This is a genomic window from Catenulispora pinisilvae (genome assembly GCF_015356865.1).
Classification (GTDB): domain Bacteria; phylum Actinomycetota; class Actinomycetes; order Streptomycetales; family Catenulisporaceae; genus Catenulispora; species Catenulispora pinisilvae.
Window position 1 is genome coordinate 1 of the sequence record NZ_JAAFZA010000006.1, and the last position, 24,389, is coordinate 24,389.

Genomic DNA, 24,389 nt, shown 5'->3' on the forward strand with positions numbered 1-24,389 from the left:
GGGTCGGGCCGTGCGAGCAGCCTGCGGGTGGCGATCGCCGCCGCCAGTAGGCGACCGAACGTTCGGTAGTGTTCGCGCCTTCCGAGGGGCCGTCAAGAGGGCGTCCGGGATATGAGATATCCGGTATCCGTTTTTTCCGGATCGCCTGCTCCGGGCCCCGCGGTACCGGGATCTGGCCGTTCCGAGGTAGCCCTCCGCGGTCATGCACACAGTGCGGCTCCGGGCGCCGCACTCGACGAGGGTGGGGAAGGCCGTCAGTGGCCAGGAACAACAAGGACAAGAACAGCGGGGACCCCGCGGAGGGGCCGATCCTCTCCGACGAGGCGTGGGCCGAGTTCGAGCGGTCGTTCACCAAGGAGTCGACCCAGAGCGCGCGGCCTACAAGGAGCCGTCGGCCCGGTAGCACCCGACTGGCGCAACGGTGTCCCGCGGCGACTCGCGGAATCCGCTGGTCGGCCGGTCGGGGGCTCGCGGGCTGGCCGATACCCGGAAGCGTCGCTGTCCGACCGGGGGAAGGGTGGCGATTGGCGTCGGTCATCGCGCCGATCCAGCGAGTCGACCCGCTAGCAGCGAAGGAGCGTCCGCCATGCCGTACGTCACCGTGGGGCGAGAGAACGGTGCGCCGATCGACCTGTATTACGAAGACCACGGTTCGGGGCGTCCGGTGGCGCTCATTCACGGCTTCCCGCTCAGCGGCCGGGCCTGGGAGCGCCAGGAGCGGGCGCTGCTGGCCGCCGGGCGGCGGGTGATCACGTACGACCGGCGCGGGTTCGGCCGGTCGAGCCAGCCGACCACCGGGTACGACTACGACACGTTCGCGGCCGACCTCGACAAGTTGCTTCAGGCGCTCGACCTGCAAGACGCGGACCTGGCCGGGCACTCCATGGGCGGCGGCGAGATCGCCCGGTACCTGGGGTCCTTCGGCTCGTCCCGGATCCGCAAGGCCGCGATCATCTCCGGTGTCCCGCCGTATCTGCTCAAAACGCCCGAGACGCCCGACGGCGTGCCGATCGAGGTCTTCACCGAGATCGCGGCGGCGCTGACCGCGGACCGCGCGGCGTACTTCACCGAATGGAACAAGAACTTCTTCAACCTGGACCAGACGCTGGGATCGCGCATCAGCCCGGAGGAGGTCCAGGACTGCTGGAACACGGCCGTCGGGGCGTCGCCGACCGGCACGATCGCGTGCGTGGCGACGTGGTACACGGACTTCCGCGCCGACCTGCCGAAGATCGATGTCCCGGTGTTGGTGCTGCACGGCACCGCCGACCGGATCCTGCCGATCGACGCGTGCGGGCCCCGGACCCACGCGCTGATCCGGGGCAGCGAGTACAAGGCGATCGAGGGAGCGGACCACGGCTTGTGCTGGACTCATGCCGAGGAAGTCAACGCGGAGCTGTTGAGGTTCCTGGGGTAGGCAGGACGCGGCCGCCGAAGGCGGGACGGCTCGGGCGCCCCGCTCGCCGGGACGCCCGAGTACTCGTGTGATGTGCGACGTGTGATGCGCGCGCGATATGCGTGCTCTGCGTTGCCGGGACCGGCTACCAGCCGGTGTCCCCGGGCCCGCGGGTGATGGTGAAGCCGGCGCCGGGGTTGTTCAGGCCTGCGGAGCCGGTGCCGCTCACGGCGACGTAGTCCGCCGTCATCGCGCCGGTCACGTCGTTGACGTTGATGCCGTACGTCCCCGCCCCGTTGATCGTGAGGTGGTCGACGGTCAGGTCGCTGATCTGTTTGGCGTAGCTGAGAAGTACGCCTTCATACGTCGCGGAGTCGATGGTGTTGTCGGTGACGGTCACCGGTTGGGTGATGTCGTCGAGGTCGGCGTAGATCCACAGCGCACCGAGGCTTGACCCCCAGCCGGAGTTGTAGGAGCCGGCTCGGGTCAGGACGTTGCCGCTGACGGTGGTCGGCCCGCTGAACCCGGCGCCGAATCGGGTGCTGATGGTGATCCCGGCCCCGAACGCGACGGTGTCGGACACCTGGTTGTTCTCCACCACGTTGCCCGAGCCGCCGTAGACGCCGATTCCGTTGGCCTGGATCGGGCTCTGCACCGTGTTGTCCGCCAGGACGCAGTTCGTGACGTCGCCGCCTTCGGTGTCCAGCGCGAGTTCGTCGTCGCCGGTGTTGCGGACCACGCTCTGGTCGACGCGCGAGTCCGCGCTTCCGCCGTGGAGGTGGACGCCGTCGGCGAAGACGTCGCGGATGCGCAGCCCGGTCGCGTACAGCCCGTCCGCCGGCACGGCCCACAGCCCGACTTTCAGGTGCTCCATCCAGACGTCGAAGACCAGCGATCCGGGCTGGAACGTTCCCTCGATGCCGGCAGCGCCGGAGTCGTTGTTGCGGTCGGTCTGGTCGCCGTCGATCGTCAGGTCGGCGATCTGGTTCACGCCGCCGGAGGTGTACAGGCCGCCGCTGCCGTTCACCGCGGTGGACTGGATGGTGGTGTACCACTCGCCGGCGCCGCGAACCGGGACGCCGTTGATGGTCACGCGCCCTGAGATGTCGTACGTTCCGGCCGGGAACCACAGGCCCTTGCCGGTGCCGCTGAGCGCGCTCAGCGCGTTGTTGATCGCGGTGGTGTCGTCGGCGCCGTTGTTCGGGGTGACGCCGTAGTCGGTGATCGACGCGAAGCCCGAGGGCATGCTGTACGCCGAGTCGACCTGTTCGGTGTCGATGACGTCGAAGGTGTAGGAGGCCGCGGTGTCGGCGGTGTCCTTCTGGAGTTTGAGGACGGTCCCGGCGGGCCAGTCGCCGATCAGCGACCTGGTCTCGTCGTAGAAGTGGTGCGCCGGGCCGTTGGCCGGGCTGTGTGTGTCGGTGTAGCCGCCGCCATAGAGCCAGCTGTACTCGCTGGTCAGGCTGAGGTCCTGGACCTTGTTCCCGTTGGCGTACAAGGTGATCGGCGCGGTCGCCGTCGATCCGTCGGAGTTGTCGGGGATGGAGTAGCGCACGACGATCGAGTTCGCCGGCCGGGTGAGCGTGATCTGGACGTACTGGCCGGTCGCCGTGAGCTGGACCGCCTGGCGGCCGGTTGATTCGGACTGGATGCTGGGGTAGCTGCGGCTCGCCGCGAGGACGGTCCCGTTCGTCTGCGCGGATGAGGCGACGTATTCGGTGTAGGGAACCGTCGCGCCGACGGCGGCTGGAGCAGTCCCGTTCGCGACGGTGATGTCGTCGACGGCGATGTTCCCGGTGTCGCCGGCGTCGTTCTGGAAGCCGATGAGGTTCTCACCGGAGCGGAGCGCCAGATTCCACGTCGTGGTGAGCCAGCCGGATCCGGCCGGAAGTGTGAGCTGCTGCTGCTTCAGACCGTTGACATACAACGAGATGGTCTGCGCCGCGCCGGCGGCGTCGGCGTATCGCAAGGTGACGGCACTTGTTCCGGCAGCTGGGACGAACGCGTCGATGACGGTGCGCGCACCCTGCGACGTGAAGCCGGTCAGGTAACCCGAACCGCTGTATCCGGCGATGGACGTCGCCACGCTCGGGCCGCCGGAGAAGAACGCCGTCTCCGCCTCATAGGCCTGGCCTGACGGCGGCGGTGTCGAAGGGGAACTCGTGGCGGTCGTCGGCGGTGTGCTCGTCGGTGGGGTGATCGGGGCGACGACGATGTTGTCGAGGTTGACGTTCCCGAGGTCGGTGCTGTCGAACTTGTAGGAGATCGTGTTGCTGCCGGCGTTGAGGCCGACGTTCTCCGACTCCGTCGTCCACGTGTTCCAGTCGGCTGTCGCCGGGAGCGGGATCTGCTTCAGCTTCGTGCCGTTGATGTAGAGCGAGAGCGACATCTGTGCGCCGGTCCCGTTGGCGTAGCGCAGGGTCGCGGTCGTCGACCCGGCAGCCGATGCGGACACGCTGAAGGTCGTGTCCGCGTTGCCCTTGTCGGTGTCCGTGTATCCCTCGACGAAGCCTGTCCCCGTGTAGCCGCTGTGGTCGCTGCCGGCGACCGCGCCGCCGGACAGGGCCGCGTTCTCGGCTTCGTACTGCCCGGGCGGCGGAGCCTGGAGCGGCGCCACCGTGATGTTGTCGAGGTTCACGTTCCCGAGGTCGCTGGAGTCGAACTTGTAGGAGATGGTGTCGGTGCCGGCGTTCAGGGACACCGTCTCGGTCTCGGTGGTCCAGGTGTTCCAGTCGGCTGTCGCCGGGAGCGGGATCTGCTTCAGCTTCGTGCCGTTGACGTAGAGCGATAGCGACATCTGTGAGCCGGTCCCGTTGGCATAGCGCAGAGCGACGGTTTCGTTCTCGGCGCTGCCTGCCGTGACTGTGAAGGTCGTGTCCGCGTTGCCTTTGTCGGTGTCCGTGTATCCCTCGACGAAGCCTGATCCCGTGTAGCCGCTGTGGTCGCCGCCGACGACCGCACCGCCGGACAGGGCCGCGTTCTCTGCCTCGTACGTGGTGCTGGTCGCGGATGCGGGCTGGGCGATCGTCCAGATGGCGACTGTCGTGCTGGCGAGGGCTGCGGCGGTCAGCAGGCCGAGCGTTCGCCGACGGCGGTGCCCGGGGGTGGATCTGAGTGTGGGACGGAGCATCGTGCGTACTCCTTACTCCTGACATGAGGCATGGGGGTACCGTCGCGTGACCTATTGCGCTGGTGGCGGGGTTACGACGGAGTTTCGAAGAGCTGGAGGACCAGCGAAACCGTACGACCGCGAGAAGCTGAAGTCCAGAGGTCGACGCAAAAACCGACCAGAAGCAACGGCTGTTCTTGCGCTGTGACGCAGATTCCCGACGCGGAGCTGAAGTGCGGCTCCGAGCGTCTTGAGTTTCAAAGAGTCCTGAGTGTTCGAAAAGCGAGCGGCAGGGCCGTTAGGCAGACCGCACGACCCCGGTCGAAGCCCGGACGATCAGCTCGGGCTCGTACAGCGTCTCCTCCGGCGGACCCGCGTTCCCGCCGATCTGCGCCTTCAAGGCGTCCACCGCCGCGGCGCCCATCGTGCGCACCGGCTGGCGGACCGTCGTCAGCGGCGGATCGGTGGCGATCATGTAGGGCGAGTCGTCGAAGCCGACCACCGACAGATCACCGGGAACGCTCAGGCGCCGCCGGTAGGCGGCGCGGACCGCGCCGAGCGCCAACGCGTCGCTGGCGCAGATCAGGGCTGTGACGCCGGCGCCCAGCAGCCGGGTCGTGGCCGTGCGGCCGTCCTCCATCGAGAATCCCGTGTGCGCGACCGACTCCCGCCACGCACCGGGATCGCTGCCGGGCGCCGCGCGCCGTTCCCAGTCCGCGACGAACGCGCCGAGCTTGCGCGCCGAGGGGATGTGGCCCATCGGGCCCAGCAGCATGCCGACCCGGCTGTGCCCCAACGATCGAAGGTGTTCCAGCGACTGGTCGACGGCCGAGGCGTCGTCGACGGTGATCCGGCGGACGCCGTCGTTGGCGTCGGCCGGGTTGATCAGGACGACCGGGATCCCGCGCTCTTCCAGGGCGCGCCCGTGCTCCGGTCCGGCGTCGGCGTAGGACGAGCCGATGAAGATGATGCCCGCGACCTCGTGGTCCATCAGCAGCTTGATGTAGTTGGCCTCGGACACGCCGTCGGCGGTGCGGGTGCACAGCACCGGCATGAGGCCCTGCTTCACCAAGCCGGCCGACACGGTCTCCACGAAGGCCGGGAAGATCGGGTTCTGCAAGTCCGGCACGACCAGGCCCACCAGGCCGGCCCGATTCCCGCGCAGCCTGGACGGCCGCTCGTGTCCGAGCACGTCCAAGGCGGTCAGGACGCGCTCGCGCGTCTCCTGGGCTATGAACGGCTGGTCGTTGAGGACGCGGCGGACCGTGGCGAGGCTCACGCCCGCGAACGCGGCTACCTCGGTCAGTTTCGTGGCCACGGGCGTCAGCGTACAACCGATCTACGCAAGAAACGACGCGATCTTTGACGTCGATCGGCAGTGGATCACCGTGCGGCCCCGGTGCCGCCGCGCGCCGGCCCGGTCGACCCCCGCACGACGAGCTCCGGCTCGAACAAGAGCTCCTCGTCGGCGGCCGGCGCGCCTTCGACCTGGTTCAGCAACATGGTCACCGCCGCGCGGCCCATCGCCTCGATCGGCTGGCGGACGGTCGTCAGCGGCGGGTCGGTGCAGTTCATGAACGCGGAGTCGTCGTAGCCGATCACTGAGACGTCCGCCGGCACATCCAGCCCGGCCCGGCGAACGGCCCGGATCGCGCCCAGAGCCAGGATGTCGCTGCCGCATACCAGCCCGCTGACGCCCTGGGCGAGCAGCCGCGCGGCCGCCGCGCGACCGGCTTCCATGGAGAACTGCGCGTGCGCGATCTGGACCGTCACCGTTCCCGAGGACTGCGAGGCCTGCCTGAGCAGGGAGGCGACGCGACGCTGCGAGGGCATGTGGTCCTGCGGGCCGACGACGGCGCCCAGGCGGGTGTGGCCCATCGAGACCAGGTGCCCGTACGACTGCTCGGAAGCGACTTCGTCGTCGGTCGCCACGCAGGGGAAACCGAGGTGGCCGACGGCCGCGTTGAACAGCACGACCGGCACGCCGCGCTCCCGGAGCCGGCGGTAGTGCTCGTGCGGTGCGTCCCCCTCGGCGTAGTGGCCGCCGCAGAAGACGACGCCGGACACCTGTTGGTCGAGCAGCATCTCGACATAGTCCGCCTCCGACAGGCCGCCGGCGGTGCGGGTGCACAGCACCGGGGTGAAGCCGCGCTGGGCCAGGGCGCCGCCGACCACCTCGGCCAGGGCCGGGAAGATCGGGTTCTGGAGTTCCGGCAGTACCAGTCCGATCAGCCGCGCTCGCTCGCCGCGCAGCTGCGTGGGGCGTTCGTAGCCGAGCACGTCCAGAGCTGTCAGGACCGCCTCGCGCGTCGCCTCGGCCACGCCGGGCCGGTTGTTGAGGACCCTGCTCACGGTCGCCTCGCTGACCCCGACCTTCTTGGCGACTTCGGCGAGGCGGCGGGCTGGTGTGGGAGTCATGGTCGCAACGATACGACACCGGTGTGCAAAGAATTCCAGCGATCCGTTCACTTTCTGAGGGACCGGCTGTGTCACCAGCACCGGTGTCGGCGGTGTCCGGTGCGGGTTCGCGCGACGTGCGGCACCGTTCGGCCTTGATCCGACCCGTTCTGCCGACCATGCTCGTGCTCTGAGAACGGGCGGGTATCAACCGATTCGTCTATCCCGGCCGCGGCGAAGTCGTGCCCTTGCGTTCTTTCATCGACATCTTGCGCTCATCTTTGACCGCCGCTACGGTGTGGCCCACTCGGCACCACATCGCAAGCGCTCGCCATCACATCCAGGTTTCCCGCGGATCACTCTCCGCGCAGGTCCCCCTCATGGAAGGTGTTCGATGATGAGTCCCGCCCGACGGCCCGCGGCGCGCAAGATAGCCGCCGCCGTGCTCGTCGCAGGCCTCGGCGTCAGTGCCGCGGCGTGCTCCAGCAGCAAGAGCTCCAAGGACGCGGCCGCCCCGGCCGGCGGCGACGGCCCGGTCACCATCTCGGTCGCGTGCGAGCCGCCGACCAGCCAGGCCAAGCAGCGCGCCGAATGGCTCCAGGACGTCGCGACGTTCCAGAAGGCCAACCCGAACATCACGATCCACGGTGTCGACACCTACCCGTGCGAGAACACCGCGACGTTCACGGCGCAGCTGAGGGCCGGCACCGAGCCGGACGTGTTCCACATGTACTTCACCGACCTGAACCAGGTGCTGGACGCCGGACAGGCCGCGGACATCACGTCCTACGTCAACGACACCACCGTTCCCGGCTTCAGCGACCTCGCGCCGTCGGCGATGGCGGCGGTCACCGCCGGCAAGACCGTCTACGGGCTGCCGACCGGCATCTACACCCAGGGCCTGATCATCAACCGGAAGCTGTTCCAGCAGGCCGGGCTCAACCCGGACCGGCCGCCGACGACCTGGGCCGACGTCGAGAAGGACGCCAAGGCGATCGCCGCGCTCGGCAACGGGATCTACGGCTATGGGGAGTACAGCGCCGGCAACAACGGCGGCTGGCACTTCTCCTCGGAGGTCGACGCCGACGGCGGCCAGATGGTCGGGGGCGACGGCAAGGCGGCCTTCGACGCGCAGCCGGCGACCGAGGTCTTGCAGGCGCTGCACCAGATGCGCTTCGTCGACGGCTCGATGAGCCCGACGCAGCAGCTGAAGTGGGGCGACCTGCAGAAGCAGATGGGCGCCGGCAAGCTCGGCATGTACATCGCCGCGCCGGACGACATCTACAACGTGATCGTCCCGCAGGACGGCGGCGACGTCGACGACTACGGCGTCGGTCCGCTGCCGAGTACCAGCGGCACCCCGGCCGGCTCGCTGTCCGGCGGCGACGCGCTGGCGTTCAACAAGCACGACACCCCGGCCCAGATCCGCGCCGGCGTCAAGTGGGTCGCCTTCTCCGAGCTGACGCCGGGACAGGGCCAGTTCGACTACGCCCGCACCAAGGCCGACGGGCTGCCGGTCGGCTTCCCCGAGCCGCTGGACTGGGTCGGCGCGACGTCCGCGAAGAACGAGCAGTTGAAGGCCGCGAGTCAGACCGTCGACACGGCGCACTTCAAGACGTTCGTGGACGCGCAGGAGAAGGGCATGGGTGAGCCCACCGACGCGCAGGCCGTCTACAAGACCCTCGACGCGACGATGCTCAGCGTGCTCCAGGACCCGAACGCCGATATCGCCTCGCTGCTGAAGACCGCCGAGGCCCAGGTGAACACGCTCCTCGCGAACGCGAGCTAGTCCCGGCGGCCGCGGGTCCGGCCGCCTGTGGTGCCCGGACCCCGCAGCACTCCGGCGTGCGGTCATCAACGGCAACGACAGCAGAGCAGCAGGGAGCAGCGATGGCGGAGCAAGTGCTCAGCAGACCCGGGCGGCGCGATCCCGGCCGAGCCCGCGGCAGGTCTGGCGGACCTGTGGCCGCGGTGCCGGACGGCGGACCGAACGGCAGGTTCCTCAGGACCCTGCGTCGGCATCTGGCCGCGCACGGCTTCCTGATCGGCGCGGTGCTGTGCTTCGCGATGTTCTCCTGGTACCCGATGATCCGCGAGATCATCATGAGCTTCCAGCAGACGCACCGCGACAAGATCACCCGGCAGCCGAAGACCACCTGGGCGGGGCTCCAGAACTACACCCGGATCATCCACGACCCGACGTTCGCGCAGGCGTGGAAGAACACTGTCGAGTTCAGCCTCCTGGCGCTGCTGATCGGTTTCGCGGTTCCGTTCGTCACCGCGATCATCCTCAACGAGCTGCGGCACGCGCGCGGGTATCTCCGGATCCTGGTCTACCTCCCGGTGATGCTGCCCCCGGCATCGGCGCTGCTGCTGTTCCAGTACTTCTACGACCCGAACTACGGCCTGTTCGACCACCTGTTGCGGATAATGCACCTGCCGACGTCGCAGTTCGTCCAGTCCTCCAGCAGCGCGCTGGTCTCCGTGACCGTCGCCTCGACCTGGATGAACATGGGCGGCACGACGCTTATCTACCTGGCAGCCCTACAGAACATTCCCGGCGAGCTTTATGAGGCCGCCGAGTTGGACGGTGCCGGCATCCTCGGCCGGATCCGGCACGTCACGATCCCACAGACCCGGCTGATCCTGTCGATGATGCTGATGCTCCAGATCGTGGGCACGATGCAGCTGTTCATCGAGCCGTTCATCCTCACCAACGGCGGGGCCGGGCCGGGCAACTCGACCGTGTCGGTCGTGAACCTGATCTACCAGTACGCCTTCAACCTGTCCGGCTCCAGCAACTACAACAGCGCCTCGGCGCTCGGCGTCCTGCTGATGCTCGTGCTCGGCGTGTTCTCCGCCGGATACCTGTGGCTCAGCCGGGACCGGGACTAGGGAGCAGAAGACGATGTCGACCAGAACCCTCGTCTCGACCAGCGCGCTCAACCGCCGCCGCGGCCGGATCGTCTACCGGTTCACGGCCACGACCGTGATCGTCGGCTTCACGCTGATCTTCATAGGCCCGTTGTACTTCCTGTTCACCGACGGCCTGAAATCCACGCATGAGTCCGTCCAGGTCCCGCCGACGCTGTATCCGCACGCGATCCACCCCGGCACCTACGCCGACGCCTGGACCGTCGGCGGCGTGGGCCGGCTGCTCTTCAACACCCTGTATTACGCGTTCGGCGCGCTGGCCTTCCAGCTCGTGTTCGACGTGGCCGCCGCCTATGCGCTGTCCAAGCTGCGTCCGGTGTTCGGCAACGCCATCTTCGGTCTGATGCTGTCGACTCTGATGATCCCGGCGACCGTTCTGGTGGTGCCGCAGTACATCACGGTCTCGGACCTGCCGATCGTGCACATGAACCTGGTCGGCACTCCCGAGGCGATCTGGCTGCCGGCGGTCGCCAACGGTTTCAGCATCTTCCTGCTCAAGCGCTTCTTCGACTCCATCCCGGACGACCTGCTGGCGGCGGCGGCGATCGACGGCGCGGGACGGATGCGGACGCTGTGGTCCGTCGTGCTGCCGATGTCACGCCCGATCCTCGGCGTCGTGTCCATCTTCGCGGTGACCGCGGTATGGAAGGACTACCTGTGGCCGCTACTCGTCGAGGCCGGCTACAGCCCGACCCGGGAGACCCTGAACGTCGGTATCACGCAGGCCGCCGCGACCTCACCGCAGAACGTGGTCATCGCCGCCGCGGCCATCGCGGCGATCCCGCCCCTGATCTTCTTCCTGATCTTCCAGCGCAACATCATGTCCGGCCTGACCACCGGAAGCCTTAAAGGCTGAGCTCGAAAGCGGGTCTTTCCATGACGACCGTCCAAGAGAACACGCTCAACGACACTGACACTGACACCGGCGTCGATACCGACACCGGCGACGCAGCGCCGGCCCGGGCCCGGGCGTGGTGGCGATCAGCGACGATCTACCAGGTCTACACCCGCAGCTTCGCCGACTCCAACGGCGACGGCATCGGCGACCTGCCCGGCGTCCGGGCCAAGCTGCCCTACCTCGCCGCGCTCGGCGTCGACGCGCTGTGGTTCAACCCCTGGTACCCCTCGCCGATGGCGGACGCCGGCTACGACATCGCCGACTACCGCGACATCGAGCCGGCCTTCGGCACCCTGGCCGACGCCGACGCGCTGATCGCCCAGGCCCATGCCCGGGGCATCCGCATCATCGTCGACATCGTGCCGAACCACTGCTCGGACCGGCACCGCTGGTTCCTCCAAGCGGTGGACTCCGAGCCCGGATCGCGGGAACGCTCGCGCTTCTGGTTCCGTCCCGGGCGCGGCGAGGACGGCTCGCAGCCGCCGAACGACTGGCGGTCCATCTTCGGCGGACCGGCCTGGACGCGCCTGACGGCGTCGGACGGGACGCCGGGGGAGTGGTACCTGCACCTGTTCGCCCCCGAGCAGCCGGACCTGAACTGGAGCTCGCCGGACGTCCGTGCAGAGTTCGAGGACGTGCTGCGGTTCTGGTTCGACCGCGGCGCCGACGGGATCCGGATCGACTCCGCGGCCCTGGTGACGAAGGACCCTGATCTCCCCGACCTGTCGTCGAACCCTGACCCGCACCCGTACGAGGACCGCGACGACGTCCATGAGATCTACCGCGCGTGGCGCGCGGTAGCCGAGTCCTATGGCGGCGACCGCGCGCTGATCGGCGAGCTGTGGATCCCGGACGCCGAGCGCTTCGCCCGCTACTTCCGGCCGGACGAGCTGCACAGCGCGTTCAACTTCCCGTATCTGTGCAGCGCCTGGGACGCCGCACAGCTGCGGTCGGTCATCGAGCAGACGCTCGCGGTCCACGCCCGGGTCGATGCCCCGGCCACGTGGGTGCTGTCGAACCACGACGTGGACCGGCACGTGTCGCGCTACGGCCGCTCCGACACCTCGTTCGGCCTGGACCGGCGCGAGCACGGACGCCCCGTCGACGTCGGGCTCGGCACCCGCCGCGCCCGGGCGGCGGCCATGCTGACCTTCGCACTGCCGGGAGCCGCATACGTCTACCAGGGCGACGAGCTGGGGCTGTGGGAGGTCGAGAACATCCCGGCGGACCTGCGCCAGGACCCGATCTGGCGGCGGACCGGCGGATCGGACCCGGGCCGGGACGGCTGCCGGGTGCCGCTGCCGTGGTCCGGGGCGGCACCGCCGTTCGGCTTCTCGCCGGACGGCGCGCCCGCCGACCCCTGGCTTCCACAGCCGCCGGCCTGGTCGGGCCTGACCGTCGAGGCCGAGGACGGCGACCTGCGCTCGATGCTGGAACTGTACCGGGCCGCACTGCGCATCCGGCGTCAGGACCCGGCCCTCGGCGACGGCACGCTGACGTGGATGCCGAGCGGCGAATCAGTCCTGGACTTCCTTCGGGACGGCCGCTTCCGGTGTGTGGCGAACCTGTCGCCGACAGACATTGCGCTGCCGCCGCACGAGGACGTCCTACTACAGAGCACTGACCTGGCCGAGGGGCTCCTGCCGCCCGACGCCACCGTTTGGCTCCGCGTCGCGGACTGACCCGGAGGAATCAGAGAACGGCCAGGCCGGGCGGATTTCCGGCGAGTTCCGGAATGCCTGTCCTGGTCGAAAGCCCGATCCCGATCCCGGCGATGTCCGGACGAACGACGTTCCGGGAGCCTGGACGAACGTGTCCTTTGAGCTGCGAGGTCTTCGTTCTGTTCGACGTGTGGGCGGCCGTCGGCAAACTGAACGGCGTTGGTACTAGCGCACCGTTCCGGACTGCTGACAGGATTCTGCGAGCCATGACGTCGGGGGGCGGGGAGGAAACACGGGTGGAACTGCTCGACGACGCAGATCCGCGCCGGGTCGGGCCGTACACGCTGTTCGGCCGTCTGGGCTCAGGCGGCATGGGCGCGGTGTACCTGGGCCGCTCAGCCGGGGGCCGCACGGTGGCGATCAAGGTGATCCGGCCCGATCTGGCGCGCGATACCGAGTTCCGCGGCCGCTTCCGTGCGGAGGTGGCGGCGGCACGTGCGGTCTCGGGGGCGTTCACGGCACCGGTGGTGGACGCCGACCCCGAGGGCCCGACGCCGTGGATGGCCACCGCGTTCGTGCCCGGCGTGTCGCTGCATCAGGCCGTGGCGACCCGCGGGCCGCTGCCGGAGCCGGCGCTGCGGATGCTCGCAGCCGGGATCGCCGAGGCGCTGGCCGGGATCCACGCGGCGGGGCTGGTGCACCGCGACCTCAAGCCCGCGAACGTGCTCCTGGCCGCCACCGGCCCGCACGTCATCGACTTCGGCATCGCGCGGGCGGTGGAGGGCACCTCGGCGTTGACCGCGACCGGCGCGGTGATCGGCTCGCCCGGCTACATGTCGCCGGAACAGGCCCTGGGGCACCGGCTGACCCCGGCCAGCGACGTGTTCTCGCTCGGCGCCACGCTGGTCTACGCAGCCGTCGGCCGCGGGCCGTTCGGCCAGGGCGGCCCGGCGGTGCTGCTGTACCGGGTGGCGAACATCGAGCCGGACCTCAGCGCCGTGCCGGGCTCGCTGCTGGACCTGGTCACGGCCTGCGTGGCCAAGGACCCCGGCGCCCGCCCGACCCCGCGGCAGGTGGTCGACGAGCTCGACCGCCGGGCGTCGGCGGTGACCGCCGGGAGCTGGCTGCCGCCGGCGCTCACCGCGGACATCGTCGCCGCCGGGCAGGCGATCAATGCCCTGCCGGTCCCGGCGCCGGTCGCGGGCGCCGGCACCGCTGGTGAAGCGGGCCCCGGCAGCTGGGAGGCGGGAGCCGGCGCCGTCGGATCCGCCGGTCCGGCGCGGCCGGCCGGGGACCGAGGGCCGATAGCGGCGGAAGCCGGGGTCGCCGGTCTGGCTCGCCGCAAGGTGGTGTTCGGCGCGGCGGGCTCGGCCGCCGTGGTGCTCGGCGGCGGGGCGGCGATCTGGGCGGCGCTGGCCGAGAACGGCGCCGGCAGCGGCAAGGGCGACCAGGGATCGTCGGCCGGCACGGGAGCCCGGCCCCCGTCTGAACAGCCCTCCTCGTCCGGGGCGGCACCGACCGCCGTCCTGGACGTCGCGAGCGTGCCGAGCGCGGCGGCGGCCTGGACGCAGACCCAGCCCAGCCAGGTGCTGTCGGTGGCGATCGCCGGGCAGACGGTGGTCTGCGTCGGCAGCGAGGTGTCCTTCCTCGGCCCGGACGGCAAGCCGCGCTTCGCCGCGCTGAACTGGTCGACGCTCGGCACCGGCGCGCCGCCGGCTGTGAGCGGGACCACGGTGTACGCCCTGCTGATCCCGGTGGCCGCCTTCACCTCGCAGCTCGTGGCGATCGACACGTCCGTCGGCAAGGCCGTGTGGACCTTCACCCCGTCCGCGGCCGACGGGCTGGCGGACACGGTCTGGCCGGTCGGCGACGGCGTCTACCTCAGCGGCCTGGAAGGCGGCGGGACGGAGGCCACCGCGGACCGGCGCGGATTCGTCACCGCGCTGGACGCCAAGCGCAACCAGCTCTGGCGGGTGGACGGCAAGGACATCGTCAACGTTCTGGTGCCGGCCGCGGGCACGCGCTGGCTGGCCGGCAGCCAGCCGAACGACACCACGATCCAGGTCCAGGTCCACGACGCGGCCGCCAAGGGCGGGGCCGGGTGGAAGGACACGGTGAAGACCGCCGGCTTCCTCTCCTCCGGCGACACAGTGTTCGCCTACGCTTCCGGCAAGTTCCTGTACGGGTCCGGCCTGCTGATCGCCGCCGACGCTCAGACCGGAGCCCACGCGTGGACCTTCGAAGGCTCCGGGGCGGACGAACAGTTCGGACCGCCGCTGGCGGCGCCGGACGGCCAGACCGTGTATGTCGCGGGGTTCTCGCACCTCTACGCCCTCAACGCGGCCGACGGCACGCCGCGCTGGACGGCGCGGCTGACCGCCTCCAACCAGACGTTCAGCAGCACGACTCCGATGAAGGCCGCCGACGGGAACGTCTATGTCGGCGACACCGCGCTGAACATCTGGGCGCTGGCGGCCGACACCGGGCAGGCCCGCTGGAAGTACAGCGACCCACGGCAGGGCGGCAGCCCGCTGATGTTCGACGCCGGCGGGGGCCGGCTGTACGTGATCGCCGGCCGCCTGGTGACGGCGGTGAACGCGGCCGGCAGGTGACAGGCGGAGGACGGCCGCCGTCGTCCGCGCCGAATCGGACCACTTCTGGATGCACATGGGGGCACGCAGTGGATCAGCTCAAGGCCGGCGACCCGGAACGGGTCGGCCCGTACACCCTGCTCGGCCGGCTCGGAGCCGGCGGCATGGGTGCCGTCTACCTGGGACGGTCGGCCGCCGGCCGGACCGTCGCGGTGAAGGTGGTGATCGCGGAGCTGGCGCGCGAGGAGGGCTTCCGCGCCCGGTTCCGCGCCGAGGTGGCAGCGGCCCGCTCGGTGCGCGGGGCGTTCACGGCACCGGTGGTGGACGCCGACCCGGATGCCGACCCGCCGTGGATGGCCACGGCGTTCGTGCCCGGTGTGCCGCTGTCCGCGGCCGTGGCCGCCTACGGGCCGCTGCCGGAGCGCACGCTGTCCGCGCTCGCCGCCGGGATCGCCGAAGCGCTGCTGAGCGTGCACGCCGCCGGGTTGGTGCACCGCGACCTGAAGCCGGGCAACGTGCTGCTGGCCGCCGACGGACCGCACGTCATCGACTTCGGCATCGCCCGGGCCGTCGAGGGCGCCGCGGCCTTCACCGCGCCCGGGGCCGTCGTCGGCTCGCCCGCCTTCATGTCCCCGGAGCAGGCCTCGGGGCGGCAGATCACGCCGGCCGGCGACGTGTTCTCGCTCGGCGGGACCCTGGTCTACGCGGCTACCGGGCGCGCACCGTTCGGCTCCGGTCCGACGCCGGAGCAGTTGGAGCGGGTCGCGAACGGCACGCCGGATCTGAGCGGCGTGCCGGCGGCTCTGCTGGAGATGGTCGGGGCCTGCCTGGCGAAGGACCCCGCGGCGCGCGCCACGCCCCGGCAGATCATCGATTTCGTGGAGCGGACGGCGCCGCCTTCCGAGGGCGGCGCGTGGCTGCCGGCGGCCGTGTCGGCGGCGGTCGACGCGGCGGGTGCGGTGATCACCGCGGGCGTCGGGGGTGATCCGGACGTGGCGGCGGCGGGGATGCCGGCGTCGCCGGTGTGGCCCTCGGAACCTGTGCCGCCTGGGTCGTCGGTGCCATCAGTGCCGTCGGGGCCGGTCAGCCCGTATCCGCCGACGGCTGCCACGCCCCTTCCGATGGGCCCGAACGCGCCGACGGTGGCGCTGCCGACCGGTCCCGGCGCTGTGGCCCCGGTCGATCCGGGCCGTCGCAAGGTCCTGATCGCCCTGGCCGGCGGTGCGGTGGTGGTCGCGGCCGGCGGCGGTGTCGCCGGGGCGTTGTCCGGCGGCAAGTCGACGCGGACCGGGCCGGTCGCGCTGCCCACGCCTGCGCGGTCCGCCACGGCATCCGGCCCGGCCCCGACTCCGGGCGGCGCCTCGACGTCGGGGACGAGCGTCACCGGCGGCGCCTCGGCCACCCCGTCCGACACCGCCTTCGAATCCCCGAGCCTGCCGGCCGAGACGACGCCGTCGACCGTGCCCGGCGTCACCAAGCCCTGGGTCCCGCCGGGCCCGCTCCCGGCGCCGGCCGGGAAACCGGGTGTTCTCGACGGTCCGGCCGCCCAGCCGTTGTGGACCCAGCCGATCAGCGACAGCTCTGACGCGGTGGGCACCATGGCCTCTGCGAACGGCCTGGTCATCGTCGCCCGGGAGGGCACCTCGGGGATCGGGGCCGTCGACCGCGCGGGCAAGACGGTATGGCAGAACAAGGACCTGATCGGTTCGGTCGGATCCGGGCTCGGCGCCACCGCCGACGGCCTGGTCTTCCTGGCGGTGGGCGGCAACGGGGAGAGCATCGGGGACATTTCGAACGTCGCGGCCGTGGACGCCGCGACCGGCGGGACGAAGTGGAACGTGCCGATGCCGGGCCAGAACTGGATGAATCCCTCGGTCCGGGGGGTCCTCGGTCCGGCGGTCTTCGTGGTCGGCAGCGCTGACATGGGGACGGACTCGGACTTCGTGTGGGCCCTGGACCGCGCCACCGGTAAGACCCTGTGGACCAAGACCGGCCCGGAGTACAAGAACCTCCTGATCCCGAGCATCGGCACCCAGGTGCTGGTCGTCGGAGGGGTCGCGGACAACCCGGACTACACCGTCTACACCCTCGCCCTCAAGGACGGCTCCCAGGTCTGGCAGCATCACTCGGAGAACGGCACCGACTACGCCGTCGACGGTCCGGAACGGGTCTGCTACGCCGCCGACCGCTACGTGTTCATGCAGAATTCGACGACTCCCAGCTTCTTCGGCGCCTACCCGACCAGCGGCGAGCTGGCCTGGGAGGTGCATCTGCCGGACAGCGCGGGGGCACCCGACACGCTGCTGGCCGTCATCACCGGGCCCGGCGGCGACCTCGTGCTGGGACTCGGCCAACGCGGTCTGTACGCGGCGGACGCCAAGACCCAGAAGATGGTGTGGGCGATGACGCTGCCGGAGGACTCCAGCGACAGTTTCGACAACTTCGGCGCCGTGCCGTTGCAGACCGCGGACGGCCAGGCGTACGCGATGACCAGCAACGGCACGCTCTACGCCGTAGACATCGCCACCGGCAGGCTGCGCTGGAAGTACAACGACCCAAGCTTCTCCAACGGTCTGCAGGCGTGCTGGATCGCGGTGCCGGGCGGCGTGCTGACCGGGACGAACACCATGCTGACGGCGCTGCCGGTGGCCGGGACGTGACCGCCGCCGCGTACCGGGTGCGACCGGTCGTGCCCGTCACCCGGGCGGCGGGGCAACGGTAGCCGTGCGCACGTGATGACCGTGCATGATCGCTGACATGGCGATCAACGAACGGGACCACGTGCTCCTCTTGTCCTTCACCGACGCCGAACGTTGCCGAGCGGCATTCGAGGAGGCGAAGAACCTGCCGGGCCTGCGACAGTCCGCGATCCTGGCCCGCACCTCCGACGAGGACCTGCGGGTGCTCGACGGGTACGTGCGCCGTGCGGGAATCCCGACCCTGGGGTCCAGCGTCGTCGGAATGCTGATCGGCTTGATCGGCGGCCCTGTCGGAGGCTTTCTGGGGCTTTCGGCGGGAGCGCTGCTCGGTAATGCGGCCGAGGCCAAGAACCTCACTGACGGCGGGGCCGCGTTGATCACGCTGAGCACCCGCGTAGAGGCCAATAGCAGCTTGTTGATTCTGGACGCTCGCGAGAGCTCTGCGGAGCCTGCCGACACCCTGGCCCAGGCCTACGGCGTGCGGCTGGAGCGGCTGCCGGCCGCGGAGTTCGCCGAACAGGTCCGCGAAGTCGAGCGGGCAGCGGACCAGGTGGACGCCGAGGAGACTGCCGACTCCGGCGGGGAGAAGGGGTAGGCGATGGTGCTGCCCGGAAGCGTCGCCGATTGATCTCTCGCTCTCAGCCCAGCAGCGCCGGCGGACGATCCGCCGAGTCTGCCTTGCTCTGGCCCGGAGCCAGCTGCCGGAGAAGCGATCGGGTCATCCGCCGGTACGCCGCGGGATTGACCGGGTTCAGCCAGTGCGTGGCCCGGACCGCCCTGCTGATGTTGAGATCGAGGTCGCCGAGTACCTCGTCGACGTTGTGCATCGAGAAGGGGATGATCTTGGTGCCGCGGCAGTGGTGCGTGTCTGTGGCGTCGTCCATGAACGCCAGCTGCTCGACGACCGCCTGGCGCATCGCCTCGGGGGCGGGCCGAGCCACTGCTCCGGCGAGGTCGGCGGCGATCCACAGGGCTGCCATCTCGGCGTTCAGGGGGCTGAAGAAGGAGGAGTTGTAGCCGTTGAAGTACAGCCCGGGGATGCCGAGGGGCAGGATCTGGCGGTAGAGCATGAAGTTGCCGCGTTCGTCGAACAGGCGGGCCTGGGTGTCCTCGGGGAGGAAGGGCACGCCCTGGGCGAAGCCGGTGGCGCACACGACCAGGTCGGCGCGCAGTGTGGTGCCGTCGGCGAGTTCGGCTGTGGGGCCGTCGTCGGCGGCGGACAGGCGGGTGATGGTGGTGTCCCGGTGGACGGTGATGCTCCCGGCCTGGACGCCTTCGAAGAAGCCTTCGCTCGCCAGGCCGATGGCTCCGCGGACGATGTCCTCCATGTGGCCGGCGGGAATCAGGCCGAGTTCCGCCAGGCCGAACTGTCGGACCGAGACCGAGCCGATGGAGTTGATCATGCGGCGGCGCAGGCGGTTTCCCGGGCCGTGCAGGAACTTCTCGAAGCCGCGCGGTCGCAGGTAGCGGAACAGGCCCTCGCCCATCCGAGTCAGTAGCAGCATTTTGAAGTTCAAGAAGCCGCCGATTCTGCGCGGCACCTTCCACAGCAGCTGGCGGGCGATGACGTCGGTCCCCGCGGCGACCCCGCTGATCGCCACCGCGATGTCGCAGGCGGACTTGCCGTAGCCGACGATGAGGACGTGCCGGCCGCGGGCCTGCTCGGCGTCGTCGAACTCCGTCCCCGCGGACAAGCGTCCGCCTGCCGCGGTGAACTCATCGACGCCCGGATAGGCCGGCACCAGAGGTTCGCAGAACACTCCGTTCGCGACGACGAGGCGGTCGAATTCCTCGGTGGACTCCGTGCCCGCGACCGAGCCCCCGGCCTCGCGGGTCCGCAGGGTCCACCGGCCGTCGCCGACCGGGCTCGCCGCCGTCACCTCGGTGTCCAGGCGCAGAGCGGGATCGAGGCCGAACTCGGTGGCGTAGGCCGCGAAGTAGGCCTGGACCTGGGCTCCGCTGGGCCACTCCGGATAGTCCTTGGGCATGGGGAAGTCCGAGAGCGAATACTGCGCCTTCGGGCTCTGCGTCGTCACCCCCGGGTAGCGCCGAGTCCGGCTCCATACGCCGCCGACGTCCGGGCACTTGTCGAACACCCGCACCTCGTGTCCGGCCTGGGACAGCACCTTCGCGGTGGCGAGTCCGGCGACGCCGGCACCGATGACCCCGACTCGCATGGCTACCGGGCCTCGGGCGGCAGCCGCAGTTCGAGGCCGAACTCGGCCATGATCTTCTTCATCAGCGAGATGTCCTTGGGGCCGGGCGGCATGTCCGCCAAGGCCTGGTAGTAGCGTTCGAGCCCGGCCGGCGAGACCACGGAGATGACGCGCGACTCCTCCCGGTACGGGTTGCGGAAGGCGTGCACCACATCGCGCGGCAGGTAGAGGTAGTCGCCGTGTTCGATCACGAAGTCCTCGCCGCCGAGGTGGACGTCGAGGCGGCCGGCGAGGCAGATGAAGGACTCGTCCTCGCGGGTGTGCACGTGCGGCGGCGGCCCGTCGGTCTCCGGGGGAATCGTGTACTCGAACAGGGAGTACGCCTCGCGCGTCGATTCACCGTTCGTCTTCATGGTGACGCCGAGCCCGATCGCCGAGATCGCATGTCCTTGGCGCGAGGGCAACATGTAGCCGCCGCCTAGAGTCATCGCCGTCTCCTTCAGGTCGCCGCACCGGCACGACGTCGGTGGGTCAGCGCTCACAGCGTGCGGTGCGCCCGGCCGGGTCGGCAATCGGGAGTCCCGCTGAGTGGGACGCTCAGAGCGGTCAGCGGCGCGCGCAGTAGGCGCGGGACGCCGCCGCGGCGGCCAGCCGCACCGCCGGGCCGGCTGCCTGCGGCCGGATCTGGCCGGAGGGCCCGGTGACCGACATCGCGGCGGCGACCTCACCGAGCGGGCCGAAGATCGGGGCCGCCACGCAGCTGACCCCGATGTTGCCCTCCTCGCGTTCGACCGCCCAGCCGCGCGGCGGGATCGCGGTCAGCTCGCGCAGGACGGCCACCGGATCGGTCAGGGTGCGCGGCGTCCTGCGCTCCAGGCCGGCGGCCAGCACCGCGTCGATGGTCGCGGGGTCGCTGTAGGCGAGGATCGCGCGGCCCAGCGCCGAGCAGTGCGTCGGGATGATGCCGCCGGTCTGGGAGAGCATGGGCATCGGCCGGTGTCCGGTGATCTTCTCCACGACCAGGATCTGCGCGCCGTCGAGGACTCCGAGCTGCACGGTGTGCTTCGTCGCGCTGTGCAGGTCCTGGAGGAAGGGCAGCACGGCCTCGCGCAGTCGCAGCCGGATCGGCGCCAGGCTGGCGATCTCGAACAAGCGGTTGCCGATCCGGTAGCGGTCTTTCGGCTTGTCGAGCCACCCGAGCCCGATCATGCGCTCGGCGGTGCGGTGGGTGGTCGAGCGGGGCAGGCCGGTGCGGGCGACCAGCGCGGCCAGCGTCAGCTCGCGGTGGGCCGCGTCGAAGGCGCCGAGAATCGCCGCGGCGCGGTCGAGTCCGCCGGCGGCCGGGGCCGCGGTGTCCCACTCAGCGGGACTCAACGTTGGTTCCCGGCTTCCATGCGGCTCACGATAGACCCGCTGCGGCCGGCGGCCCAGCACGCGACGACAGGAGGCCACCATCAACGCTCGCAACGCTCTGGTCGGCGGCGGCGGCGCCGGGATCGGATACGCGGTCGCCGAACAGCTGCTGGGGTCGGGCCACCGCGTGGTGATCACGGGCCGGCGGGCCGGGCCGCTGGAGTCCGCGGCGTCGCGGCTCGCGGAGAAGACCGGCGGCACTATCAATGCCCTGGTGAACGACGTGGCGGAGCCCCGGGCCGCAGCAACGGCAGCGGTGCTGGCCGAGGTCGAGAGCCGGCACGGCCCGCTCGACGTGCTCGTGCTCAACGCCGGGGGACCGCCGCCCGGACGCGTCCTGGAAGTCGATGACGAGCACTGGCAGCGCGCCTTCGAGCTCCTGCTGCTCGGCCCGCTGCGCCTGGCCAGGCTCGCCCTGCCGGGTATGGCCGCGCGGGGTTTCGGCCGGGTCGTCTTCGTGACCTCCGGGGCGGTGCGCCAGCCCCAGCCGGACCTCGCGACGTCCGTGGTCCTGCGGTCCGCGGTCACGGCCGCCGCCAAACTGCTCTCGCGGGAGTTCGCGTCCGACGGGGTCACGGTCAACTGCGTGGCGCCGGGAGCCACGGCCACCGAGCGCCGCCGCGAGATCCTCGACGCCCGCGCCCGGACCACCGGCGTTGCGTTCGAGGACCTCGACGCCGCCGACGCCGCGGGGATCCCGGCCGGCCGTGCCGGGCGGCCGGAGGAGATCGGAGCGGCTGTGGCCTTCCTCGCCTCGTCGGCGGCGAGTTACATCAACGGGACCGTGCTCACGGTCGACGGCGGAAGAACGGAAACCATCTGATGGCCCGATCAGGAGACGAATTCGCACTCGCCGACTTCCTCGGCGCGCTCTCGGACACCGTGCGGCCCAGCGCCGCACGGCCGGTCGTCGTGCACGCCGCGGAGCTCGAAACCCTGCCGGCGGACCAGGTGCACAACCCCACCAAGCTGTCCATCGCCGGAAAGCTGCCGACCGCCACCTTCGAGATCTTCCGGCAGACCATCCCGGCCGGGCTCAGCTCGGACATGCAGCGCCACCACCACGAGACGGTGCACTTCGTCATCAGCGGCGAGGGGCACAGCGAGGTCGAGGACGAGACGGAGTCCTGGTCGGCCGGAGACTTCGTCTACACGCCGCCGTGGACCTGGCACCGCCACTACAACGACTCGGCCACCGAGCCGGTCGAGTTCCTGACCATCGAGAACTCCCGCCTGCTCGGTCTGCTCGGCGTCGGCCGGCGGCAGAGCGCGGGCCTGGCGACCCTGGCCGAGGCCCGCGCCCGATTCGGGGAGGACCCGCGATGAGCGCGCTGCCCGAGCACATCAGCATCTGGGGCGAGCTGGCCGACGTCGACCACGAACTCCGCCACGTCGAAGTGGGCGGCGTGCGTACCAGGGTGCTGCGAGCCGGGTCGGGGCCCGACCTGATCCTGCTGCACGGCACCGGAGGACACCTGGAGGCGTACGCACGCGACATCGCCGGACTGGCCGCCGACTTCCGCGTCACCGCCTACGACATGGTCGGCCACGGCTGGTCCGACCTCCCGAACCGGCCCTACACCATCGACGTCCTGTCCGAGCACCTGCTCGGCCTGATGGACGCCCTCGGTATCGACTCGGCGCACCTGTCCGGCGAGTCGCTCGGCGGCTGGGTCGTCGCCTGGACCGCCGCGCACCACCCGGAGCGCGTGGAGCGGCTGGTCCTCAACACCCCGGGCAACATCGCCGACAAGCCGGAGGTGATGGTCCGGATGCGCGAGAGCACGCTGGCCGCCGTCCGGGATCCCAGCGATGGGACGGTGCGCCGCCGGGTGGAGTTCCTGTTCCACCACAAGGAGATGGTGACCGACGAACTGGTGAACCTGCGCCGCGCGGTCTACAGCCGCCCCGGGTTCCTCCAGGCGATCACCAACACATTGGTCCTGCAGGATCCCGAGGTGCGCAAGGATTTCGCCTGGCGCCCGGCCTGGGTCGGCCGGGTCACCGCTCCGACGCTGCTGCTGTGGACCGATCACGATCCCACCGGCGGACTCGACGAGGCCGAACTGCTGCTGGGCTGGCTGCCCGACGCCCGCCTGCACGTGATCGCGGACGCCGGCCACTGGCCGCAGTGGGAGAAGAAGGACGAATTCCTGCGCGCCCACCACGATTTCCTCCTCCTCGGCAAGGACCCGGCATGAGCGAGATCATCGGCCTGGTCGGCATCTCGCACTCGCCGTTCGCGACGATGACCCCGCCGCGCAGCTCGGCCGAGCCCGGCGGCCGATTCCTCGCCGACGCCGCCCGAGTGGCCTCGGCCGTGGACCGGCTGGCACCCGACGCCGTCATCGTCATCGGCCCGGATCACTTCCACGCGAACTTCTACGACCAGATGCCGCCGTTCGTCCTCGGCGTGGAAGAGGCCACCGGGTTCGGCGACTTCGGCAGCCGGTCCGGACCGTTGCCGGTCGCGCGGGCTCTGGCCTGGTCGGTGCGGGACGCGTTGGCGGGAGCCGGATTCGACCTGTCGCTGTCCTACGCCCTCACCGTGGACCACGGAGTGACACAGAGCTATGAGATGGTCCGAGGCGCGCGCCCGGTCCCGCTCGTCCCGCTGGTCGTCAACACCGCCGCCCCGCCGCTGCCGAGCATGCCGCGCTGCGTGCAGCTCGGCCGGGCGCTCGGCGCGGCGGTCCGCGGCGCGGACTTCGCCGGGCGCGTCCTGGTCGTCGCCAGCGGCGGACTGTCGCACTGGCTGCCGTCCAACGATCCGCGTGACCCGGCGGTCGACGGTGAACGGCGGGCGGCGGTGATCCACGGTCGTGCGGACCTCCAGGCGTTCGCCGCGGCGCGCGAACCCCGGGTCCGGGCCATGGGAGGCGATCCGAACGCCCCGGTCAACGCCGCCTGGGACACCTGGTTCCTCAAGCAGCTGACCACCCCGGACCTCGCGCCGGTCACCACGCTGGGTGACGCAGGGCTCGAAGAACAGGCCGGTAGCGGCGGCCACGAGATCCGCACGTGGCTCATCGGGCGGGCCGCCGTGGACCGGCCGTTCGTGTGGACCGGCTACGAGCCCGTCCCGGAGTGGATCACCGGCATGGGCATCGCCACGACTTTCGAGGTGGTCTGATA

Annotated in this window: 18 protein-coding genes; 12 read left to right on the forward strand and 6 right to left on the reverse strand. The window is 70.6% G+C overall.

All coding sequences use genetic code 11. From position 1 onward, the window contains the following. The first annotated feature begins 586 nt into the window (after positions 1 to 586). Entirely contained in the window at positions 587 to 1,417 is an 831-nt protein-coding gene (locus IZR01_RS02960; RefSeq protein WP_194922779.1) for an alpha/beta fold hydrolase, read from the forward strand. A gap of 124 nt (positions 1,418 to 1,541) precedes the next feature. On the opposite strand, the gene IZR01_RS02965 is transcribed toward IZR01_RS02960, so the two are convergent. The 3 genes from IZR01_RS02965 to IZR01_RS02975 form a co-directional block, all read right to left on the reverse strand. Further along, positions 1,542 to 4,526 carry a carbohydrate-binding protein gene (locus tag IZR01_RS02965; protein WP_194922780.1) on the reverse strand — a complete coding sequence of 995 codons (2,985 nt, stop codon included), beginning with the start codon at positions 4,524 to 4,526 and terminating at the stop codon, positions 1,542 to 1,544. A 277-nt stretch (positions 4,527 to 4,803) separates the two neighbouring features. Then, positions 4,804 to 5,823 carry a LacI family DNA-binding transcriptional regulator gene (locus tag IZR01_RS02970; RefSeq protein WP_194891829.1) on the reverse strand — a complete coding sequence of 340 codons (1,020 nt, stop codon included), beginning with the start codon at positions 5,821 to 5,823 and terminating at the stop codon, positions 4,804 to 4,806. A 65-nt stretch (positions 5,824 to 5,888) separates the two neighbouring features. Beyond that, a complete protein-coding gene (locus tag IZR01_RS02975; RefSeq protein WP_194891828.1) occupies positions 5,889 to 6,923 on the reverse strand; it encodes a LacI family DNA-binding transcriptional regulator in 1,035 nt (344 codons plus the stop codon). 373 nt (positions 6,924 to 7,296) lie between these two features. Here IZR01_RS02975 and IZR01_RS02980 point away from each other — a divergent pair, with 373 nt between their 5' ends. The 7 genes from IZR01_RS02980 (at position 7,297) to IZR01_RS03010 (ending at position 18,280) form a co-directional block, all read left to right on the forward strand. Beyond that, a complete protein-coding gene (locus IZR01_RS02980) occupies positions 7,297 to 8,691 on the forward strand; it encodes an ABC transporter substrate-binding protein (protein WP_194922781.1) in 1,395 nt (464 codons plus the stop codon). 101 nt (positions 8,692 to 8,792) lie between these two features. Beyond that, entirely contained in the window at positions 8,793 to 9,797 is a 1,005-nt protein-coding gene (locus IZR01_RS02985) for a carbohydrate ABC transporter permease (RefSeq protein WP_194891826.1), read from the forward strand. Positions 9,798 to 9,810: 13 nt separating this feature from the next. After that, positions 9,811 to 10,692: a carbohydrate ABC transporter permease gene (locus IZR01_RS02990; protein ID WP_194922782.1), complete on the forward strand. Its 882-nt coding sequence runs from the start codon at positions 9,811 to 9,813 to the stop codon at positions 10,690 to 10,692. Positions 10,693 to 10,712: 20 nt separating this feature from the next. Then, the gene (locus tag IZR01_RS02995; RefSeq protein WP_194922783.1) at positions 10,713 to 12,416 is read left to right on the forward strand and encodes a glycoside hydrolase family 13 protein; all 1,704 of its coding nucleotides are present in this window, start codon (positions 10,713 to 10,715) and stop codon (positions 12,414 to 12,416) included. 245 nt (positions 12,417 to 12,661) lie between these two features. Beyond that, the gene (locus IZR01_RS03000; RefSeq protein WP_194922784.1) at positions 12,662 to 15,007 is read left to right on the forward strand and encodes a serine/threonine-protein kinase; all 2,346 of its coding nucleotides are present in this window, start codon (positions 12,662 to 12,664) and stop codon (positions 15,005 to 15,007) included. A gap of 68 nt (positions 15,008 to 15,075) precedes the next feature. Next, positions 15,076 to 17,646: a protein kinase domain-containing protein gene (locus tag IZR01_RS03005; protein WP_194922785.1), complete on the forward strand. Its 2,571-nt coding sequence runs from the start codon at positions 15,076 to 15,078 to the stop codon at positions 17,644 to 17,646. Between the two features lie 97 nt (positions 17,647 to 17,743). Beyond that, on the forward strand, positions 17,744 to 18,280 hold the full coding sequence (locus IZR01_RS03010) for a hypothetical protein (RefSeq protein ID WP_194922786.1): 537 nt from the start codon (positions 17,744 to 17,746) through the stop codon (positions 18,278 to 18,280). A 43-nt stretch (positions 18,281 to 18,323) separates the two neighbouring features. Here IZR01_RS03010 and IZR01_RS03015 read toward each other — a convergent pair whose 3' ends face one another. The 3 genes from IZR01_RS03015 to IZR01_RS03025 form a co-directional block, all read right to left on the reverse strand. Continuing rightward, positions 18,324 to 19,862 carry a flavin-containing monooxygenase gene (locus tag IZR01_RS03015; RefSeq protein ID WP_194922787.1) on the reverse strand — a complete coding sequence of 513 codons (1,539 nt, stop codon included), beginning with the start codon at positions 19,860 to 19,862 and terminating at the stop codon, positions 18,324 to 18,326. Between the two features lie 2 nt (positions 19,863 to 19,864). Next, entirely contained in the window at positions 19,865 to 20,329 is a 465-nt protein-coding gene (locus IZR01_RS03020; protein WP_228553876.1) for a cupin domain-containing protein, read from the reverse strand. Between the two features lie 118 nt (positions 20,330 to 20,447). Continuing rightward, on the reverse strand, positions 20,448 to 21,215 hold the full coding sequence (locus tag IZR01_RS03025; protein ID WP_228553875.1) for an IclR family transcriptional regulator: 768 nt from the start codon (positions 21,213 to 21,215) through the stop codon (positions 20,448 to 20,450). Positions 21,216 to 21,312: 97 nt separating this feature from the next. On the opposite strand from IZR01_RS03025, the gene IZR01_RS03030 reads away from it, so the two are divergent. The 4 genes from IZR01_RS03030 to IZR01_RS03045 are packed head-to-tail and all read left to right on the forward strand — an operon-like array spanning position 21,313 to position 24,387. After that, positions 21,313 to 22,077 (forward strand): SDR family oxidoreductase, encoded by a 765-nt coding sequence (locus IZR01_RS03030; RefSeq protein ID WP_194922841.1) that lies wholly within the window; start codon positions 21,313 to 21,315, stop codon positions 22,075 to 22,077. Continuing rightward, positions 22,077 to 22,580 carry a cupin domain-containing protein gene (locus IZR01_RS03035; protein ID WP_194891818.1) on the forward strand — a complete coding sequence of 168 codons (504 nt, stop codon included), beginning with the start codon at positions 22,077 to 22,079 and terminating at the stop codon, positions 22,578 to 22,580. The genes IZR01_RS03030 and IZR01_RS03035 overlap by 1 nt, the downstream gene beginning before the upstream one ends. After that, on the forward strand, positions 22,577 to 23,455 hold the full coding sequence (locus IZR01_RS03040) for an alpha/beta fold hydrolase (protein ID WP_194922788.1): 879 nt from the start codon (positions 22,577 to 22,579) through the stop codon (positions 23,453 to 23,455). The genes IZR01_RS03035 and IZR01_RS03040 overlap by 4 nt, the downstream gene beginning before the upstream one ends. Then, entirely contained in the window at positions 23,452 to 24,387 is a 936-nt protein-coding gene (locus IZR01_RS03045; RefSeq protein ID WP_194922789.1) for a DODA-type extradiol aromatic ring-opening family dioxygenase, read from the forward strand. The genes IZR01_RS03040 and IZR01_RS03045 overlap by 4 nt, the downstream gene beginning before the upstream one ends. Positions 24,388 to 24,389 lie beyond the last annotated feature (2 nt).